Below are 19,662 nucleotides of genomic sequence, written 5' to 3' on the forward strand. Positions count from 1 at the left end.
ATGTCCGCGCACGCGCTCGCCTCCTCCTCCGCCGGGCCGGACGCGCCCGACGCCGTCGCCCTGTTCGAGCAGCACCGCAAGGCGCTGATCCGACAGAAGCTCGGTGCGAACATCCTGTTCCTGGTGCTCTTCCTGGCGATGCTCGCCTGGTCGATCGACGTCTCGCGCTTCTTCCCCGAGCGGCTGGCCCAGGGCATCCCGCGCATTTTCGAGTATTTCGGCACGATCCTGCCCGGTCTCGAATGGGACAAGCTCTTCCTGCCCCGCGGCGAGGACGGGCGCGCGGTGCCCGGATCGCTGACGTTCTGGTACTCGGATCTCGACAAGTACCTGCGCCTGATCTTCGAGACGATCCTGATGGCGATCACGGCGACCATCATCGGCGCCGCGGCGGCCTTCGCGCTGTGCTTCCCGGCGGCGCGCAACCTCGCGCCGAAGGGCTGGGTCGGCGTCGCCTGCCGGCGCCTGCTCGAGGTCTTCCGCGGCGTGCCGGAGATCCTGTACGCCCTCGTCCTCGTCTTCGCGGTCGGGATCGGGCCGCTGGCCGGCGTGATCGCCATCGCGATCCATACCGCCGGCGCGCTCGGCAAGCTGTTCGCGGAGGTGAACGAGAACGCCTCGATGCGGCCCGTGGACGGCATCCGCTCCGTGGGCGGCAGCTGGTTCGAGGAGGTGCGCTACGGCATCCTGCCGCAGGTCCTGCCGAACTTCGCCTCCTACACCCTGCTGCGCTTCGAGATCAACGTGCGCGCCTCCTCCATCGTCGGCTTCGTCGGCGCGGGCGGCATCGGGGCCGAGCTCAACCACGTGATCAGCTTCTTCTCGGACGACCGCGTGCTCGCCGTGCTGATCCTCGTCGTCCTCACGGTCACCTGCATCGACCTGATTTCCGAGCGCGTGCGCCACGCCTTCATCGGGCGGGAGAACCTGAAATGAGGACGTTCACCCTCGCCGCCGTCGGCCCGGCCGAGATCGAGGCCGCGCGCTCCGCGAACCCGAAGGCCTTCGGCGATCCGCTGCGGCGCACCCTCGTGATCGGCTCCTGGGCCGTGATCCTGGGCTACCTGCTCTACTCGCTGTGGCTGTTCGAGTTCTGGAAGCTGTTCGCGTCCTCCGACAACGCCGTGCGCATGATCACGCGCATGTTCGTCTGGCAGGACATGGACACCTGGATGTACGCCCAGATCTACAAGGGCATCGCCGAGACGATCGCGATGGCCTTCCTGGGCACGCTGCTGGCGACCATCCTCGCGCTCTTCATCGCCTTCGCGGCGGCGCGCAACACGATGCCGCTGTTCCTGCCGCGCCAGGCGACGCGCCGCGTGCTGGACGTGCTGCGCGGCGTCGACCAGGTGATCTGGGGCCTCGTCTTCGTGCGCGCCGTCGGGCTCGGCCCGCTCGCGGGCGTGCTCGCGATCTTCGTCTCGGACACCGGGACGCTGGCGAAGCTCTATTCGGAGGCGATCGAGAACATCGATCGCAAGCAGGTCGAGGGCGTCACCTCCACCGGCGCGGACGGCGTGCGCACGATCCGCTACGGGATCCTGCCGCAGATCCTGCCGGTGTTCATCTCGCTGTCGCTCTACTCCTTCGAGTCGAGCACGCGCTCGGCGACGATCCTCGGCCTCGTCGGCGCGGGCGGCGTGGGCATGGTCATCATCGAGCGCTTCCGCGCCGGCCTGTTCGACCAGGTGGCGTTCGTGGTGCTCAACGTCCTCGTCGTCATCGCCGTGATCGACTGGGTGTCGGCGAAGATCCGCAAACGCTTCATCGGCGAGCGGGGGCATTGACCTCCGTTCGCCGTCACGCCCTCCCGGGGACCTCCTCCGCCGTCCGCTGGATTTTTCGCTCGGCGACGGATTACGATCGCCGCCCGTGCGTATTTGCCCTCGAGAGCGACGACGGACGGGCGCGATGGGCGACGCGGCGGAGATCACGGCACACGTACGGAGCCTGAGGCGCTACGCGCTCCAGCTCACGCGGTCGCGCGACGCCGCCGACGACCTCGTGCAGGAATGCCTCGCTCGGGCGCTCGCCAACGCGTCCACGCTCAAGCCGGGGCTGCCGGTCCGCCCGTGGCTCTTCCGCATCCTGCACAATCTTCACGTCAGCGAGCAGCGCAAGCTGCGGCTGCGCCGGGCGACGCTGCTCGATCCGGCCGAGGAGCGCGTTCCGGCGTCGCAGGACGAGCGGCTCGAGCTGCGCGCCGTCCTCGACGCGGTCGCGCGGCTGCCCGACGACCAGAGGTCCGTGCTCCACCTCGTCGCGGTCGAGGGCATGTCCTACCAGGAGGCGTCGCGCATCCTGGAGATTCCGATCGGAACGCTGATGTCACGCCTCGCCCGTGGCCGCGAGACCCTCAGGCGCTCGCTCCAGCAGCCGAGGGCGGCTCGGCTGCAAGTCGTCGGAGGATGCGATGCCCGATGAGCCGACCGAAACGGATCTGCATCGCTGGCTCGACGGCGAGCTCGGCCCGGCGGATGCGGCGCGGGTCGAGGCGTTCCTCGCGGCGGACGAGCCGACGCGGGCGCGTCTGGCCGAATACGCGCGCAACGATCAGCTTCTCCGCTCTGCGTTCGCGACGGAGGATGAGCCGGAGCCGTCACACGCCATCGACGATCTCGGGCGGCGGCTCTCCGCGCGCCTGGGACGCGGACGCGGCCGGCCGGTCGCATCGCTTCTCGCCGCCTCGTTGACGGCGTTCGTGGCGGGAGCGGCGAGCTACCCGTTCCTGGAGGCGCAACTCTCCTGGCGCGTCCCTCCGGTCGTCGAGGCGGCGGTCCGTGCGCACGACGTCCTCGAGGCCACCAGCCGGGTGGAGGTGCCCGCGTCCGCCCGTGCGGAGTTGATCGAGCGACTGGAGCGCCATCTCGGCGCCGACGTGTTCGTGCCGGACCTCGCCGTGGTGGGCTTCCGGCTCGTCGGCGGTCGGCTGCTCGTCGCCGACGAGGGGGCGCATGCGCAGATCGTGTACGAGGACGACCAGGGGTCACGGCTGAGCGTGTATCTCGCCGGTGTGAGCACGATCGAGGAGGGCGAGATCACGCTCGTCGAGGTCGAGGACCTCACGGCCGGTTACTGGCAGGGGGGTACGCTCGCCTACAGCGTGATCGCCGACATCGACCCCGAGATCCTGCGCCAGGTGGCGATCGAGGTTTCGGCGGCAGCTGAAAACGGCCCCGAAGGGTGATCCACGAGGCCGATCCACCAGGCTGAACCAAACGAGGAGGTACGCATGCTTTCGTCGACGAGCCCCAAGGTGATCGCCGCCGCGATCGTCGTCCCCGCGGTCGCGCTCTTCGCGACGTGGTCCCTCGCGTCGAGCATGGCGAGCCCCGAGCTCGTCGCCGTGTCGCAGCAGGGATGCGGTGCGCCCGTCAACTTCGAGCTGCCGCTGCGCACGTCGCAGGCCGCGGCTCCGACGGTCCTCGTCACGTACGGACCCGTGGACCTGACGGCGGCCGAGCCCGTGTCCCTCACCTTCGATCCGACGCTGACGGCGGCGAACGAGGTCGCACTGAACGACGGCGCGATCGTGCTCCCGATGACCTTCGCGACCGACCGCGTCTGGCCGCAGCGGATCCGCGTGAACTGCCGCGACGGTGCTGTGACCTCGGTCCGCTACGAGCGCGACCGGACGGTCCGGAACTACAACGTCGTCCGCACGACGCCCGCGCCCGCCGGCGATCCCCAGACCTGACGCGCCACAGCGGGCGAGCGACGCCGACGCGCCGCTCGCCCGCACAACTCTCGTATTCGACGATGTTCTCGCGCATTGGACGCCTGTGCGGCCTCCTCGCCCGACCGGGTCGGGGCATACGGCCGGCCCCGCAACCTCCCCGCCCTCGGCTTCTGGCCTGCAGCCGGTGCGGCGGCGAGCGCTTCTACGAGCTTCCGACGAAGGGAATCTGTACGCTGCTGCGCTGCGCGGACGAGGGCTGCGCGCAATGGCACGAGGCGGCGCCGATGCTGGGTCACTTCGAGCCCGCCACCCACGCGCCGCTCGTCGAGAGCGCTGCGCTGGAGGGCCCGCGCCGCATCTTCGCCGATTAGCGATGCCGTCGCGGCCGGTCCCCGCCGAGAGCGCCCGTCCCGCCCAGGCGACGACCGACTTGTGAACGATCGTGGACGTGAGACCATACGGCCGGCGCGATTGATTCGGAGGTCGCGATGAACGGCGACGATGGCTCCCGGCGTCTCCGCTACACTTGGCTCGCCGCTTTCGTCGCCATGGCCGGCATCGCGGCCGCCATGGTCTTCTTCAACTCCTGGGCGGAGGATCGGGTCCGGGCCTCCCTCGAGGCGCGCGGATCCATCGAGCGCCTGCATCGCGCCGTGATCGAAGCCGAGCGGGCGCAGCGTGCCTACATTCTCACGCGCGATCGCGAATACCTCGCCGACGCCAACGAAGCGCGGGCGAAGCTCGACGGCCTCGCCGACACGGTCCGGGACGTCGTGGCGCGGAACGCCATCGAAAGCCGCGCCGTCGACGACCTGTTCGCACTCGTGGAGGAGCGCGACGCTCAGCTCGCATCCGCCGTGGAGATCTTGGAGACGCAGGGTGCGGCCGCGGCCGTCGAGGCCGTGCGCCGGAACGAGATCCGTCGGACGTCCGCGCGCATCTTCGACATCGTCTCGGCGATCGACGAGGAGGAGAACCGCATTCTCGTTGGTCGCGAGCGGGATGCCGGTCTGTTTCGCGCCCTGCTGATGCTCGCGATCATGGGAGTCGGCGGGGTCGCGGTGCTCGTGACCGCAGGGGGGCTGCGCGAGGAGCAGCGCCTCGCGGCGCGCCTCGACGCCGCGAACCGGGACCTGGAGCGCCGCGTCGGCGAGCGGACGCGTGAGCTGGAGATCGAGCGCGCGCGCATCGAGCACCTGTTGCGCGACCTGGGGCATCGGGTCGGCAACAATCTCTCCATGGTCTCGTCGTTCCTGCTCCTGGAGGCTCTGAAGGCGGACGACGAGCGTGTCCGCGCCGCGCTCGAGCGCGCCCACCACCGCATCGTCGGCATCGCCTCCGCCCAGCGGCGTCTGCGGATCGAGGCAGGCACGGCCCATGTCGACGCCGCCGCCTACCTCGCGGCGATCATGGAGGACGTGCGGGAGATCGTGGTCGCGGAGGGCGTGGTGCTCGACCTCGCGTGCGAGCCCGTCGACCTGCGCGGCGCGGATGCGGTCGCCCTCGGCATCATCGCCAACGAGCTGATCACGAACGCGCTCAAGCACGCCTTCCCGGACGGCGTGGGCCGAATCTCCGTGTCCCTGCGCGCGCGCGAGGGGGCGGTGGTGCTCGAGGTCGCCGACGACGGCCGCGGGCTCCCCTCGGAGGAGGTCGGCGGGCTGGGCGGCCTCCTCGTCCGGTCGATGGTCGCCGCGCTCGGCGGGCGGGCGGCCACGTCGACGGGAGGGACGGGTCCGCGCCCAGGCACGCGCTGGACGGTCTGCTTCCCCCATCGCGCGCCGGACCGCACGCCTCGCACCGCCTCGGCGGAGCCCGACGCGATGCGTCGGGCGGGTTGACGGTCGTCGGCTCCCCGAGGCGCTCCGCTCCCTCCCGCCCTTGGAACGAGCACCCACGCGCAGAACACCCACGCGAAGAACGAGCGCGTTCATCGCAGCTTCATCGGCGGGCACGACGATGACGCGATCGGTCGCAGCCCGAAGGCGGGACAGGAGAAAATTCCCGCTCTATGATGCGTAATTGCCACGACGAAGGTTTCGTGCTGATCTCGGGGTTCACGGGGGTGCGGACGACCTCATAACCGGCTGCGGCGCGTGGACTCGCGTCGAACGCTGCGGGGACGTGTATGGCGTTGCGGAACCAGGACGAGGGGCGGAAGACGAAAGCGTTGCTCGTCTTCCTCGTCGCGCTCGGCCTCACGCTGCCGGCGCCGCCGGCGCGCGCGCAGTTCGACTTCTTCGGCCTGTTCGGCGGCGGCGACGAGGAGCCGCCCGCGCCGAGTGCCGAGGCGTTGCCCTACGACCTCGACATCGTCGTCGAGGGCGAGGTCGACATCGAGGACGCCTTCGAGACCATTTCCACACTCTACCGGCTGCGGGGCGACCCGCCGCCGGACGCCGAGGCGCTGGTCCGCCGGGCGCAGAGCGATCTCGTCCCCTTCATCGACGCCCTCTGGGGCCTCGGATACTACAATGCGCGCGTGCGGATCGATGTCGCCGGCGTGCCGCTCACGATCCGTGGCGAGAACGCCGCGGCCGCGGCCGCCGCCGCGCGCGGGTTCCGCGGCGGCGCGCTCGTGCCCGTGCGCGTGACGGTCGAGCCGGGCGAGGTCTTCCGCGTGCGCGCGCTGCGGGTGCTCGGCCCCGACGGCGGGCCGCTGGCGCTGCCCGAGGGCGTGTACGCGCTCGAGCCCGGCGACGAGGCCGCGAGCGCGGCGATCCTGGCCGCCCAGGCGAACATCGTCGACTACTACCGCGCCGCCTCCCGACCGCTGGCCGCCATCGCCGGCATCGACCCCGTGGTGGTCCACCCCGAGCGGGCGCTCGACCTCACGATCCGCGTCGAGCCGGGCCCCGTCGCCGGCATCGGCCCGATCGCGGTCGGCGGCAACGAGGACGTGCCCGAGTCCGTCATCCGCTCCTTCATCTACACCGAGCCCGGCGATCCGTACTCGCCCGACGCGCTCGCCGCCATCCGCCGCTCGATCGGCCGGATCGAGGCGATCTCGTCGGTGCGCGTGAACGAGGCGAATGCGCTCGACCAGAACGGCGACCTGCCGCTCGAGGTCGTCGTCTCCGAGCGCCTGAAGCGCCTCTTCGGCGTCTCGGCGAGCTATTCCACGTCCGACGGACCGGCGGCGTCGATCTACTGGGCGCACCGCAACCTCTTCGGCGGGGCCGAGCGGCTGCGGCTGGAGGCGACCGCGCTCTACCTCACCCAGACCGGCGCGCGCGCGCAGCGCAATGCGGACGAGTGGTGGGACGACGTCGGCGGCAAGGTCTCGGCGAGCTTCATCAAGCCTGCGCTCTGGGGCACCCGCAACGACTTCCTGGCGGACGCGTTCGTCTCGCGCGACCGCACCGCCGGCTACACCGCCGAGCTCGTGAACGTGACCGCCGGTATCCGCCACCGCTTCGGCGACGGCTTCAACGTCCAGGCCGGCATCGAGTACGAGACCGGGCGCGGCACGGACGTGCTCGGCAAGTACGACTACACGCTGGTGGGCCTGCTGCTCTCGGCCGAGCTCGACGGCAGCGACTCGCGCCTCGGCCCGCGCGAGGGCTACCGCCTGCGCGCCGGCGTGACGCCCTATCTCGAGGCCTTCGGCTCGACCACCGCCTTCACCTACGCGCGGGCCGACGGCTCCGTCTACCTGCCGCTGGACGCGCGGAAGCGCTTCGTCGTCGCCGCGCGCGTCGGTCTCGGCTCGATCGCCGGGGCGGAGCTGAACGAGGTGCCGGCCAACCGGCGCTTCTACGCCGGCGGCGGCGGCTCGGTGCGCGGCTACGCCTATCGCAGCCTCGGCCCGCGGATCGGGAGGGAGCCGATCGGCGGGCGCTCGCTCTTCGAGGCATCCCTCGAGGCGCGCCTGCGCGTGACGAACACGATCGGCATCGTGCCTTTCGTCGACGCCGGCTCGGCCTTCCGCGAGAGCTACCCGAGCTTCGACGAGGAGCTGCGCTTCGCCGCGGGCATCGGCGTGCGTTACCACACGGCGATCGGCCCGCTGCGCGCCGACATCGCCTTTCCGCTCAACCCCGGGAAGGGAGACGACGCGTTCGGGCTCTACCTCGGCATCGGGCAGGCCTTCTGATGACGATGCGCACGCGGACGTTCCTCCTCGCCGTCGGCCTCGCCGGTACCGCTCTCGGCGCGGGCGTCTTCGCGACGTCGGCCCTGCGCGCGCAGGAGGACCAGGGCGTCCTGGCGGGGCTGATCTCGAACCTGCTGTCGACGCCGACCCAGCAGATCTCGATCGGTGCCGTCGAGGGCGCGCTCTCGTCGGAGGCGACGATCCGCGACATCCGGATCTCGGACGAGGAGGGCGTCTGGCTCTCGCTCGACCGCGCCACGATCGATTGGAGCCGCTCGGCGCTGATCTTCCAGCGCCGGCTCGAGGTGACCGAGCTGACGCTCGGTACGCTCACCGTCGAGCGCCCGCCCGCGCCCGGCGAGAACGTCGACGCGCAGGACGTCGAGGACGGGCCGCTGTTCCCGGAGCTGCCGCTCGAGGTCGTCGTCGATCGCTTCGCGCTGGAGGAGCTCGTACTCGGCGAGCCGGTGCTCGGCACCGCCGCGCGGCTGTCCGCCGAGGGCTCGACGCGCATCGGGAACCCGGAGCAGGGGATCACGCTCGCCTTCGCCGCCGAGCGTCTGGACGCGCCCGGCAGCTTCGGCGCCGACGTCGCCTACCTGCCCGTCGCGAACACGCTCGCGCTCGACGTCACCCTCGACGAGCCCGCCGGCGGTCTCGTCGCGCGCCTCGCCGACCTGCCCGGCCTCCCGCCCGTGCGCCTCTCGCTGCAGGGCGAGGGGCCGCTCGAGGATTTCGCGGCGAACCTCGACTTCGAGGCGGGGCCGACGATCGGTGCCGACGGGCGTGCGACGGTCCGGCGCGTCGACGGCGCCTACGCACTCGATCTCGACCTCGCCGCGCGCATCGCCGGGCTCCTGCCGGAGGCGGTGGCGCCGATCTTCGAGGGCACGACGCGGCTTTCCGGCGACGTCACCGTGGGCGACGGCGGCCGCATCGCGCTCGACGGCGTGCGCCTCGCCTCGCCCGTCGCCGAGCTGACCGTCGGTGGCGCGATCGGGCCGGAGGGCTTGCTCGATCTCGCCGTCGCGGGCCGCGCGCTGCCGACGCAGGGCGGCGTCACCGAGGCGGGTCGCGCGCGCATCGGCGAACTGGCCCTCGACGTCTCCGTGAACGGATCGCTGCAGGCGCCGCGCATCGACGGCGAGATCGTGGCGCGCGACGTCGCGACGCCCGTCGTCTCCCTCGACAGCCTCGACCTGACGGTGGACTCCGCGCCGGTCGGCACCGACGATCCGCCCACCCGCTTCTCGTTCGGTCTCGACGCGGATGCGCAGGGCCTCACCTTCGCCGATCCGGCGCTCCAGGACGCGATCGGGTCGAGCCTCTCGGTCGTCGCGCGCGGCGAGGTGAGCGCCGAGGGCGTCGCCGACGTCGAGACGGCGGCGATCGAGACGCGCACGGCGTCCGCGACCTTCGCCGGCCGCGTCGGCGCGAGCGTGCTCGACGGCACGCTCGACGCCGCGATCGCGGATCTCGCCGCCTTCTCGCGCCTGGCCGGGCTCGACCTCTCCGGCTCGGCCGACGTCGAGGCGCGCGTCGTCGGCGATCCGTCCGCCGAGCTGATCACCGCGCAGCTCGCCGGCACGCTCGACGGCTTCGAGAGCGGCATCGCGGCGATCGACGGCCTCGTCGGCGACACCGCCACCCTGTCGGGCACCGTGCAGCGGATCCCGGGCGGGTTCGGCCTCACCAACCTGATGCTCGACGGCGCGAACCTCATGCTCGTCGCCGACGGGCGTGCGACGGACGAGGACGCGGACCTCACGCTCGACGTCACGATTCCGACGCTCGCGCCCCTGGACGAACGCGTCGATGCCGGGCGCGCGACGGCGCGGGCGCGGCTCACGGGATCGCTCGCGACGCCGGACGTCGCCGCGACCGTCTCGCTGCGCGACGTCGTCGCGATGGAGCGGCCGATCGAGCGGCTCGACCTCCGTCTCGCCGCTCAGGACGTGACCGGCGACCTCGACGCGGACGTCGCGCTGTCGGGCAGCGTCGCCGGGGAGGCGGCCGAGGGCACCGCGCGCGTGCGGCGCACGGACGGCGGCGGCCTCGCGCTCGAGGCGCTCGACCTGACGATCGGATCGGTCGTTCTCGCGGGCGACCTCGCCGTCGGCGACGCCGGCCTCGCGGCGGGCGCCATCCGCCTCGACGCGGGGGACCTCTCCGACCTCGCGCCGCTGCTTCTCACCGAGCTCGGCGGGTCGCTGGAGGCCGACGTCTCGCTCGCCGTGGAGGACGGCGGCCAGAATGCCGACATCATGGCCGAGGGCTCGTCGCTGCGGGTCGGCGACGTGGCTCTCTCCGATGTGTTCGTCGACGTGCGTGGGCGCGATCTCTTCCGCACGCCGGTGCTGAACGGCGCCGTGCGGGCGCAGCGGCTCGTCGTCGGAGGCCAGACCTTCGAGCGCGTCGACCTCGCCTTCGACGGCACGCCGCAGGAGACGGCCTTCACCGCCTCCGCGACCGCACAGGGGTTCGACCTCTCAGCCGAGGGGCGGATCGTGCCGCAGGGCGAGGCGATCACCATCGCGCTCTCCGACTTCCGCGCCACGCGCGACGGGCGCAGCGTCGCGCTCGCCGAGGAGGCCTCGGTGACGATCGCCGACCGCGCGGTCGCGATCGACGGCGTGCTGCTGCGCGCCGACGGCGGCATCGTGGCGGTCGACGGCACGGTCGGGGAGACGCTCGATCTCGAGGCGCGCATCGCCGACCTGCCGCTCTCGGTGGCGGAGATCTTCGTGCCCGATCTCGGGATCGCGGGCGTCGCGAACGGCACGATCGATGTCTCGGGCACGACCTCCGCTCCCGAGGGGACCTACGACCTCTCGGTCTCCGGCTTCTCAGTGCCGCAGCTGCGCGCGGCGCGCCTGCCGGGCGTCGATCTCGATGCGCGGGGCACCTTCACCGGCGAGCGGGCCACCGTCGACGCCACGCTCGCGGTGGGTGGCGGGCGGCTCGCGGTCTCGGGCTCCGTCCCGCTCGACCCGTCGGGCGAGATCGACCTCGACGTGACCGCGCGCTCCGTTCCGCTCGCGCTCGCCCGCGCCGTGGCGCCGGACCTCGACGTTTCCGGCACGCTCTCGGGCGCGGCCGATCTCGGCGGCACCCTCGCTGCGCCGACGGGCACCTACGATCTCGACATCGACGCGTTGTCGCTCGCGCAGGCGCGCGACGCCGGCATCGCCGCGATCGACATCGGCGCCAGCGGCCGGCTCACCGGTGAGAGGGCCACGATCGACGCCAGCGTCTCCGCGCCGCCGCTCGGCACGCTCTCGGTCGACGGCTCGGTGCCGCTCGACCCCTCGGGGAGGATCGACCTCGCCGTGACCGGCCCGGTGACGCTCGACCCGCTGTCGCGTTTCCTCGATCCCGGCCAGCGCGTCGGCGGGCAGGCGCAGGTGGACCTCGACGTCGGGGGCACGTTCTCGGATCCGCAGGTGACCGGCGGCGCCACCCTCTCCGGCGGCACGTTCCGAGACGACCTGCGGGGCATCGCCCTCACCGGCATCGCGGGGCGCGTCGCCGCCGAGGGCGACAGCGTGCGCATCGCCGATCTGACCGCGCAGACGCCCAACGGCGGCTCGCTGTCCGTCGGCGGCAGCGTCGGCCTGCGTGCCGGCTATCCGGCCGACCTGACGATCACCGGCCGCGACGCGCAGCTCCTGAGCTCGGACCTGCTCACGGCGGTCGCCGATCTCGACCTGGACATCACCGGCCCGCTCGCGACGACGCCGACGATCGCGGGCAGCGTCGACCTCGCGACCCTCGACGTCACCATCCCCGACACCCTGCCGACGACGCTCGAGCCCCTCCCGGGGACCGAGCACGTCGACCCGCCGCCGCAGGCGGCGGCGCGCCTCGCGCTGGCGCGCGAGCGGGCGGCGCGGGAGGCCGGCGCCGGTGGGGTGCCGTTCGACGCGCGCCTCGACCTCACGGTGATCGCGCAGAACCAGATCTTCGTGCGCGGCCGCGGCGTCGACGCCGAACTCGGCGGACGCTTGCGGCTCACGGGAACGACCAGCGATCCAGACGCCGTCGGCGCCTTCGACCTGCGGCGCGGGCGGCTCGACATCCTCGGACGGCGGCTCGACTTCACCCGCGGGCGGCTGACCTTCGCGGGCTCGCTGATCCCGTCCCTCGATCTCGTCGCGCAGACGCTCGCCGACGGCATCACCGCGCAGATCGCGGTGCGCGGCCCTGCCACCGCCCCCCGCTTCGAGCTCTCCTCGACGCCGGACCTGCCCGACGACGAGATCCTGTCGCGCATCCTGTTCGGACGCGCCGCGGGTGGCCTGTCTGCCGGCCAGGCACTCCAACTGGCGCAGGGGGTCGCGAGCCTCGCCGGCGGGGGCGCCGGCGTCTTCGAGGAGATCCGCAAGAGCCTGGGCGTCGACAGCCTCGACATCTCGGCCGGGGAGGGCGGGCCGACGGTGGGCATCGGGCGCTACATCGCCGACAACGTCCGCCTGGGCATCCGCGCCGGCGCCCGCCCGGACGACACCGGCGTGTCGCTGGACATCGACCTCACCGACCGCCTGCGCTTCCAGGGCGCCGTCGGCGCCGACGGGCGCTCGTCGGTCGGCGTGGGCTACGAAATCGAGTATTGAGGGCGCGCGGGACGCGCGTTCGGCGAAGCCGAATTGCGGCGGCTGCGGCGGACACGGAGGGCGGACACGGAGCCTTCCGCGTCGCGGAACGCGTCGCTACGCGCTGCGCCCCATCCGTCACCGGCTTCGCCGGCGCCACCTTCCCCTGCAGGGAAGGACGATGAACGCCGCCGTTCGGGTGTTGCGTGACCGCCATTCCGTCATCGAGCGGCGGGGAGCCCTCTCGGCGCTGGATGTGCGTTACGCCGCCCCAAAACGCACCCGGATGTCGTGGAACGCCGCGCCGCCGTACGGCGCGACCTGGTCCGCGCCCGAGAGCGTGTTGATCCCCCGCCCGTCCGGATGCGCGGCGTTGGGCCAGATGCCCTCGGCGATCAGCACGCCGCGGCGCACGCCCTCGAACAGGCGCGCCACGACGAGCACGCGCCCGCGGGCGTTCTCCAGCGCCACCCAGGCGCCCTCGGCGATCCCGTGCGCGGCGGCGTCCGCCGGGTGGATCATCACGGTCGGACGCTCCTCCTTGGCCTTGGAGGTCGGCGTCTCCGTGAAGGTCGAGTTGAGGAAGTGCCGCGCGGGGCTCGTCGCCAGGCGGAAGGGGAACGCCTCGGTCGGCTCCTCGGTGACGGCCCAATGGTCGGGGAGGGCGGGCATCTCGGCCCAGGGACCCATCGTCCCCGCGTTGGGGGCGGGGACGCGCGACCAGTCCGGACGGAAGCGGAACTTCCCGTCGGGCCAGGCGAAGCCGTCGAGGTAGTGCGCGGTCTCGAAGGGCGGCTGCACGTCCGCGAACGCCGCCTCCTCCAGCGCCGCGAGCGAGCCCCAGCCGGACGACGACAGCGTCTCGTCGATGATCGCCCGAGGGCTCATCGAGAAGCCGCGATGCGTGGCGCCCAGCCGCTCGGCCAGCGCGCAGATCACCTCGTGGTTGGAGCGGCACTCGCCGGGCGGCTCGACGAGCTTCGGCCCGAGCTGGATGTGCTGGTGCCCCCCGCCCTGGTAGAGGTCGTCGTGTTCGAGGAACATCGTCGCGGGCAGCACCACGTCGGCATAGGCCGCGGTCTCGGTGAGGAACTGCTCGTGCACGACGGTGAAGAGGTCGTCGCGCGCGAAGCCGCGCTTGACCAGCTCCTGCTCCGGCGCGACCGAGACCGGGTTCGAGTTCTGGATGAAGAGCGCCGTCACCGGCGGCCCGCCGCAAAGGGCCTCGGCGTCCCCGGTGAGCACGCGGCCGATCTGGGATTGGTCCAGCATGCGCACCGACGGGTCGCGAAGGTCGTGGCCCTCGATCAGCGACTTGTCCCAATGGTAGATCGCGCCGTTGTTGTGGAAGGCGCCGCCGCCCTCGACCTGCCAGGCGCCGGTGACGGCGGCGATGCAGGAGGCGGCGTGCATGCTCACCGCGCCGTTGCGCTGGCGGGTGAAGCCGTAGCCCAGCCGGAAATAGGTGCGCTTCGTCTCGCCGACGAGCCGGGCGAAGGCCTCGATCTCGGCGGCCGGGATGCCGGTGATCGCCTCGCCCCAGGCGGGCCCGCGGGTCCCGAGGTGGGCGGCGAGGTCGTCCGGGCAGTCCGTGTAGCGGCGCAGGTAGTCCCAGTCGGCGAGGCCGTCTCGGAAGAGGGCGTGCATGACCGCGCAGGCGAGAGCCCCGTCCGTGCCCGGGCGCAGCAGGAGTTTCACGTCCGCCTGCTTCATCGTGGCGTTGTCGTAGACGTCGACGACGACGATCTTCGCCCCGCGTTCCTTGCGGGCGCGGATCGCGTGGGTCATCACGTTGACCTGGGTGTGCACGGCGTTGGTGCCCCAGATGACGACGCAGTCCGCCTTCGCCATCTCCCGCGGGTCCGGCCCCGCGAGGCGGCCGGTGCCGGCGATGAAGCCGGTCCAGGCCATGTTCGTGCAGAAGGTGGAGAACATGCCGGAATAGCGCCTGGCGTGGCGCAGGCGATGGATGCCGTCGCGCATCACGAGGCCCATCGTGCCGGCGTAGTAGTACGGCCAGACGGTCTGGGACCCGTGCGCCGCCTCCGCCGCGAGGAAGCGCTCGGCCACGAGGTCGAGCGCCTCGTCCCACGTCGCGCGCCGGAAGGCGCCCGCGCCCCCGTTCGCGCCCCCGTTCGCGCCCTTCGTGCCGGTGCGGATCAGCGGGTGGGTGAGCCGGTCGGGGTGGTGGATGCGCTCGGCGTAGCGCGCGACCTTCGCGCAGATCACGCCGGCGGTGTAGCTCTGCGTCGGGTCTCCGTGGACGCGCCCGATCGTGCGCGCGTCGAGCACCTCGACCTCGAGCGCGCAGGTGGAGGGGCAGTCGTGCGGGCAGACCGACTTGCGGCGGGCGATGCGAGGGGGTGCGTTCATGGGATGATTCTGCCAGAGATCGGAGCCGCCGGGAAGGGCGAGGCGCGCGCGTCAGGGATCGTCGGGGGAGGGCTCCTCGTAGGAGAGCGACCAGTCGGGCCCTGCGTGCCAGGTGCCGGAGGCCGAGGGCGGGATGCGCCAGCGCAGGCTGCGCACGAACTCCGCGCCACCGCCCTTCAGCGCGCGCTGAAGGGATCCGCGCTCCTCGGGCGTCGCGGCGAGCACGCCGGCGTCGCTCTCGGCCCGCACGAACTGCGCGGGGCCGATCGCCCGGGCGGCGAAGACTCCGTCTCCCGCGCCGCGGCGCCTCGCCAGCAGGCCGAAGCCGATGCCCGTGCTCGCGAGCCGGCTCCCCGGTCGGTCCTCCCCCGGAACGCCGAGCGGAAACAGGATGCGGCCGCCGACGGCGAGACGATCGAGCCAGCCGGGCGCCGGGCGCTCGACGCTGGCGTTGACGTAGACGAGGTCGACCTCCTCCTCCCCCTCGGGGAAGCGGGCGCCGTCGCCGACGAAGACCCGCGCCTGCGGCAGATGTGCGAGGTTCGCCCGCGCCGCCGCGGCGAGCGCAGGGTCGACCTCGACGCCGAGCACGCGACCGCTCTCTCCGACGCAGCGGGCGAGGAGCGCGGTGTAGTAGCCCGTGCCCGTGCCGACGTGCAGCACGCGCTCCGCCGGCCTCGGCGCGAGCGCGGCGAGCCAGCGGGCGTGGAGCGAAGGGCTGCCGTTGTTCACCCGCCGCTCCTCGGCCAGCGCGAACAGGCCGTCCTGGTAGAGGACCACCGGGTCGGTGCTCGGCACGTCGCGATAGCCGCCGGGCGAGGCCATCCGCCATGGCGGCGGGCCGAGATAGCGCTCCCGCGGCTCGGTGGCGAAGGCCGCCTCCAGCGCGGAGTGTGACCGGTGGGCGTGGCACATCATCTGGCGCGCGAAGGCGCGGCGCACGATGGCGAGCGCGTCCTCGGTGAAGTCTCGATCGGTCATCGGGCGATCCTCGGGGGAGGAGCCCCATCATAGCGGCACAATCGGTTGTGTGCCACACTCTTCGCGTGCTTTTCGACGCCGGAACCGCCGCCCTCCCGGCGTCGTTCCCCCGCCGTGTCCAGGCTCGCTCACTCCCTTCGCCTCGCGCGATCCTTCGCCCTTCTCTCGCGGGCCGTGCTGGCGTGCGGCCGCCCGCCCGGCCTCGACGGGGAGGCGCGGCGCACGATGTTCCCACGAGACGGGCTGCCGGTGGCGGAGCCGGTCGAGATCCGCTGGAACGATCATCTCGTGCCCTGGATCACGGCGCGCTGCGATCGCGACTGCGCCGTGGCGCTCGGCGCCGTGCACGCGCACCTGCGGCTCACCCAGCTCGAGGTGCTGCGCAAGGTCGCCTGGGGCCGCGTCGCCGAGATGGCGGGGCCGGCGGCGATCGACGTCGATCGGGCGCTGCGCACGCTCGGCGTCGCGCGCGCGGTGCCCGGCATCCTGGCGATGCAACCGCCCGAGACGCGGGCGTGGCTCGAGGGCTTCGTCGACGGGATCAACCACGTGGTCGACACCGCGCCCGAGGACCCGCCGGATTTCGCCATGCTCGGGCTCTCCCGCGAGCGCTGGACCGCCGCCGACGTGATGGCGGTGGGTCGCGCCGCGGTGGCGGACGTGAACTGGCTGATCTGGCTGCGGCTCGTGCCGCTGCGGCGCGAGCCCGGCTGGCCCGGGCTGTGGGAGAAGCTGCTCGCCAACGGCACGGGCTCGATCGCCAACCTCGCCGGCTTCGACCTCGAGACGATGCTCGCCGGGGCGCTCGGCGGCGCCCTGAAGGGCTCGAACGCCTGGGCGGTCCACGCCGACCACAGCGCCACCGGCTCGGCGCTGCTCGCGGGCGATCCGCATCTGCCGATCTCGGTGCCGAACATCTGGCTCTGCGCGGGCTACCGCTCGCCCTCCCATCATTGCGTCGGCTTCCAGCTGCCGGGCCTGCCCTTCACCGCCTTCGGGCGCAACCGGGATCTCGCCTGGGGCGGGACCGCGCCGCACACGGCCTCGTCCGACCTCTTCGATCTCTCGGACCTGCGCTACGAGCCGTTCGACTCGCGCTCCGAGACGATCCGCGTGCGCGGCGGTGGCGCGGAGACGGTCGCGATCCGCACGAGCCGCTACGGCCCGATCATCTCCGACGCGGTGCCGATGGGGGCGACCTACGCGCTGCGGTGGGTCGGGCACGAGCCCTCCGACGAGCTCTCCTCGATGCTGGCGCTCAACCGCGCGAAGAATTTCCAGGACTTCCGCGAGGCGGCGGACGGCATGGCGGTGCCGGGCCAGAACTGGGTCGTCGCCGAGCGGACCGGCGGCATCGCAAAGCAGATCGCCGCCAAGCTCCCGCGCCGCCCGCACGCGCCGCTCGCCGACCTGATCTCGAAGCCCGAGGCCGCGCGTCACTGGGAGCGCTTCGTCACCGCCAAGGATTTCCCGCCCGAGCGGGATCCCGCGCGCGGCTTCGTGGTATCCGCCAACGACCGGCCGGAGGACGGACCCGCGCCGCTCGCCCACTTCTATTCGCCCGTCGACCGGGCCGAGCGGATCGCCGCCGTCCTCGCTCGGGCGCGCCCGGTCACGCTCGACGACATGGTCGCGCTCCAGCGCGACGTCACCGTTCCCGGCGCGCTCGCGCTGCGGGACCGGCTGCTCGTCCTGGCGAAGGCGGCGGGCGAGCGCGGGGAGGGGCGGGGCGGCCCCTCGCAGGACGAGGTGCTCTCCGCCCGCGGCGAGGTGGTGCCGCTCCTCGTGGACTGGGACGGATCCTACCCGGAAAGCTCGCGCGGGGCGCTCGCCTTCGAGCTGCTCGTGGCGCACGTCAGCGCGCACTACCATTCGAAGGCCGAGCGCGCCTTCTACGGCGCGCTCTTCACCGCCCGCACGCTGATCGCGCAGGATCTTCACGAGCCGCGCACCGCGCTCGTGAGCGCGCTGGCGAAGGCGCTCGTCGCCACGGCGAAGGAGCTGCGCCGCTACGAGACCTGGGGCGACGTCCATCGGCTGCGGCTCGCGCACGTGCTCGCCGGCCTGCCGCTCGTCGGCCGCAGGCTCGTCTTCGCCGACATGCCCGTCGGCGGCACGTCGGACGCCGTGATGAAGACGGCGCACCCCGCGGTTCCGCGCCCGCACCGCGCCTTCTACGGCTCCATCGCCCGCTTCGTCTGCGACCTCGGTGCGGAAGACGGCGCCACCGGCGTGCTGCTCGGCGGCCAGGACGGCTGGCTCGGCAGCACGGCGATGCTCGACCAGCTCCCGCTCTGGCGCGCGGGCCGGGCCATGCCGCTGCCGTTGAGCGAGGCCGGCGTCGCGCGCGACTTCCCGCATCTCACGGCGATACCGCCATGCTCGACGCCACCCCGCTCCTGAGGCTCTGGGCCGCGCGGCGGCGCCGCGTGCTCGACGGGCAGGACGCCGTCGCAGCGCAAGCACGCATCCTGCGCGATCTCGTGGCCCGCGCCGCCGGCACGCGCTTCGGGCGCGCGCACGGTTTTTCCGAGATACGCTCGGCGGACGACTTCCGCGCCCGCGTGCCGGTACGCGGCTATGAGGAGTTGTGGTCCGGCTGGTGGCAGGAGGGCTTCCCCGTTCACGAGGACGTGACCTGGCCGGGGCGCATGCCGTTCTTCGCCCTCTCGTCGGGCACGACCACCGGGCGCACGAAATACATCCCCGTGAGCGCCGAGATGGTGGCGGCGAACCGCCGCGCGGCGCTCGACGTCCTCGTGCACCATCTGGCGAGCCGCCCCGGCTCGCGGGTCCTCGCGGGCAAGAGCTTCATGCTCGGGGGCTCGACCGCGCTCGAGCCCCTCGCGCCGGGAATCCGCGCGGGCGACCTGTCGGGGATCGCAGCGGCGACCGTGCCGGCCTTCGCGCGGCTGCGCACCTTCCCGCCGCGTCGGCTCGCGCTCGAGGCCGACTGGGAGCGCAAGATCGCGGCGCTCGGCCCGGCCTCTCTCGCGCAGGACATCCGCGCGATCTCCGGCACCCCGACCTGGCTCCTCGCCTTCTTCGAGACGCTCGCCGCGAGCAACCCCGCCCGTGGCGAGCGGCTCGCGGCCTATTGGCCGCAGCTCGAGCTGATCATCCACGGCGGCGTCGCCTTCGCGCCCTACGCGGCCCGCTTCGCACGGCTGATCGCCGGCTCTGGCATCCGCCTCCAGGAGGTCTACCCGGCGAGCGAGGGGTTCTTCGCCATCCAGGACGGGCCGCCGGAGGCGGGAATGCGGCTTCTCGTCGACACCGGCATCTACTACGAGTTCGTGCGACCGGAGACGCTGGGCACCGCCGCGCCGTCGCGGCTCGGGCTCGCCGACGCCGAGGTGGGCGTCGACTACGCGCTCGTGGTCTCCACCAACGCCGGCTTGTGGGCCTACGAGGTGGGCGATCTCGTGCGGCTCGTGTCCAGGGACCCGCCGCGGATTGTCTTCGCCGGGCGGACCGCCTTCACGCTCTCCGCCTTCGGCGAGCACCTCACGGGTGCGGAGATCGACCGGGCGGTGGCGGAGGTCGTCGGTGGTGCCGGGCTCGGCCTCGTCGAGGTCGCCGTCGGCGCCCGGCACAGGGCGGCCGGGGCGGCGCACGACCACCATCTCTTCGTGATCGAACTCGTCGAGGGCGCGCCGCCGGCGGAACGCGCCCGGGCGCTGCGCGACGCCCTCGACGTCGCGCTCGCGCACGCCAACGCCGACTACGCCTCCCACCGCGACGCCGGCCAGCTGTCCGCGCCGGAGCTGATCTGCGCGCCGAGGGGCACGTTCGAGGGCTGGATGCGCGCGCGCGGCAAGCTCGGCGGCCAGAACAAGCCGCCGCGCGTCATGGGCGACGCGGCGCTGCTCGCGAGCCTCGAGCGGGCGGCCGAGGCGGGAACACGGGTTCCCGCCGGCCGTTGAACACGGCCGCGG

At 72.9% G+C, this 19,662-nt stretch carries 12 protein-coding genes; 10 read left to right on the plus strand and 2 right to left on the minus strand.

What is annotated here, in order from left to right:
* From phnE (AB9M23_RS19785) to AB9M23_RS19820, 8 genes are all read left to right on the plus strand, one after another.
* The gene (gene phnE, locus AB9M23_RS19785) at nt 1-936 is read left to right on the plus strand and encodes a phosphonate ABC transporter, permease protein PhnE (protein ID WP_372426311.1); all 936 of its coding nucleotides are present in this window, start codon (nt 1-3) and stop codon (nt 934-936) included.
* Complete coding sequence (gene phnE / locus AB9M23_RS19790; protein WP_372426313.1) at nt 933-1,790, plus strand: phosphonate ABC transporter, permease protein PhnE; 858 nt, start codon at nt 933-935, stop codon at nt 1,788-1,790. The genes phnE (AB9M23_RS19785) and phnE (AB9M23_RS19790) overlap by 4 nt, the downstream gene beginning before the upstream one ends.
* A 124-nt stretch (nt 1,791-1,914) precedes the next feature.
* A complete protein-coding gene (locus AB9M23_RS19795; RefSeq protein ID WP_372426315.1) occupies nt 1,915-2,427 on the plus strand; it encodes a sigma-70 family RNA polymerase sigma factor in 513 nt (170 codons plus the stop codon).
* Nucleotides 2,345-3,190, plus strand: a complete 846-nt coding sequence (locus AB9M23_RS19800) for an anti-sigma factor family protein (protein WP_372426316.1) — start codon at nt 2,345-2,347, stop codon at nt 3,188-3,190. Before AB9M23_RS19795 ends, AB9M23_RS19800 begins: the two co-directional genes overlap by 83 nt.
* 45 nt (nt 3,191-3,235) lie before the next feature.
* Nucleotides 3,236-3,700 (plus strand): hypothetical protein, encoded by a 465-nt coding sequence (locus AB9M23_RS19805; protein WP_372426317.1) that lies wholly within the window; start codon nt 3,236-3,238, stop codon nt 3,698-3,700.
* Nucleotides 3,701-4,170: 470 nt separating this feature from the next.
* Nucleotides 4,171-5,523 carry a sensor histidine kinase gene (locus AB9M23_RS19810; protein ID WP_372426318.1) on the plus strand — a complete coding sequence of 451 codons (1,353 nt, stop codon included), beginning with the start codon at nt 4,171-4,173 and terminating at the stop codon, nt 5,521-5,523.
* A gap of 287 nt (nt 5,524-5,810) precedes the next feature.
* Nucleotides 5,811-7,778 carry an autotransporter assembly complex protein TamA gene (locus AB9M23_RS19815; RefSeq protein WP_372426319.1) on the plus strand — a complete coding sequence of 656 codons (1,968 nt, stop codon included), beginning with the start codon at nt 5,811-5,813 and terminating at the stop codon, nt 7,776-7,778.
* The gene (locus AB9M23_RS19820; protein ID WP_372426320.1) at nt 7,778-12,391 is read left to right on the plus strand and encodes a translocation/assembly module TamB domain-containing protein; all 4,614 of its coding nucleotides are present in this window, start codon (nt 7,778-7,780) and stop codon (nt 12,389-12,391) included. The genes AB9M23_RS19815 and AB9M23_RS19820 overlap by 1 nt, the downstream gene beginning before the upstream one ends.
* A 240-nt stretch (nt 12,392-12,631) precedes the next feature.
* Here the strand turns inward: AB9M23_RS19820 and AB9M23_RS19825 are convergent, their stop codons facing one another.
* Entirely contained in the window at nt 12,632-14,743 is a 2,112-nt protein-coding gene (locus AB9M23_RS19825) for a molybdopterin oxidoreductase family protein (RefSeq protein ID WP_372426322.1), read from the minus strand.
* Nucleotides 14,744-14,794: 51 nt separating this feature from the next.
* A complete protein-coding gene (locus AB9M23_RS19830; RefSeq protein WP_372426323.1) occupies nt 14,795-15,724 on the minus strand; it encodes a protein-L-isoaspartate O-methyltransferase family protein in 930 nt (309 codons plus the stop codon).
* A 225-nt stretch (nt 15,725-15,949) separates the two neighbouring features.
* Here AB9M23_RS19830 and AB9M23_RS19835 point away from each other — a divergent pair, with 225 nt between their 5' ends.
* Nucleotides 15,950-18,127, plus strand: a complete 2,178-nt coding sequence (locus AB9M23_RS19835) for a penicillin acylase family protein (protein ID WP_372426324.1) — start codon at nt 15,950-15,952, stop codon at nt 18,125-18,127.
* Entirely contained in the window at nt 18,103-19,650 is a 1,548-nt protein-coding gene (locus AB9M23_RS19840) for a GH3 family acyl-acid amido synthetase (protein WP_372426325.1), read from the plus strand. Before AB9M23_RS19835 ends, AB9M23_RS19840 begins: the two co-directional genes overlap by 25 nt.
* Nucleotides 19,651-19,662 lie beyond the last annotated feature (12 nt).

Source organism: Salinarimonas chemoclinalis (genome assembly GCF_041514305.1).
Taxonomy (GTDB): Bacteria; Pseudomonadota; Alphaproteobacteria; order Rhizobiales; family Beijerinckiaceae; genus Salinarimonas; species Salinarimonas chemoclinalis.

Coding starts and splice junctions, on each gene's coding strand:
- phnE (WP_372426311.1), top strand. CDS start 1: ATGTCCGCGCACGCGCTCGCCTCCTCCTCCGCCGGGCCGGACGCGCCC.
- phnE (WP_372426313.1), top strand. CDS start 933: ATGAGGACGTTCACCCTCGCCGCCGTCGGCCCGGCCGAGATCGAGGCC.
- AB9M23_RS19795 (WP_372426315.1), top strand. CDS start 1,915: ATGGGCGACGCGGCGGAGATCACGGCACACGTACGGAGCCTGAGGCGC.
- AB9M23_RS19805 (WP_372426317.1), top strand. CDS start 3,236: ATGCTTTCGTCGACGAGCCCCAAGGTGATCGCCGCCGCGATCGTCGTC.
- AB9M23_RS19810 (WP_372426318.1), top strand. CDS start 4,171: ATGAACGGCGACGATGGCTCCCGGCGTCTCCGCTACACTTGGCTCGCC.
- AB9M23_RS19815 (WP_372426319.1), top strand. CDS start 5,811: ATGGCGTTGCGGAACCAGGACGAGGGGCGGAAGACGAAAGCGTTGCTC.
- AB9M23_RS19820 (WP_372426320.1), top strand. CDS start 7,778: ATGACGATGCGCACGCGGACGTTCCTCCTCGCCGTCGGCCTCGCCGGT.
- AB9M23_RS19825 (WP_372426322.1), bottom strand. CDS start 14,743: ATGAACGCACCCCCTCGCATCGCCCGCCGCAAGTCGGTCTGCCCGCAC.
- AB9M23_RS19830 (WP_372426323.1), bottom strand. CDS start 15,724: ATGACCGATCGAGACTTCACCGAGGACGCGCTCGCCATCGTGCGCCGC.
- AB9M23_RS19835 (WP_372426324.1), top strand. CDS start 15,950: ATGTTCCCACGAGACGGGCTGCCGGTGGCGGAGCCGGTCGAGATCCGC.
- AB9M23_RS19840 (WP_372426325.1), top strand. CDS start 18,103: ATGCTCGACGCCACCCCGCTCCTGAGGCTCTGGGCCGCGCGGCGGCGC.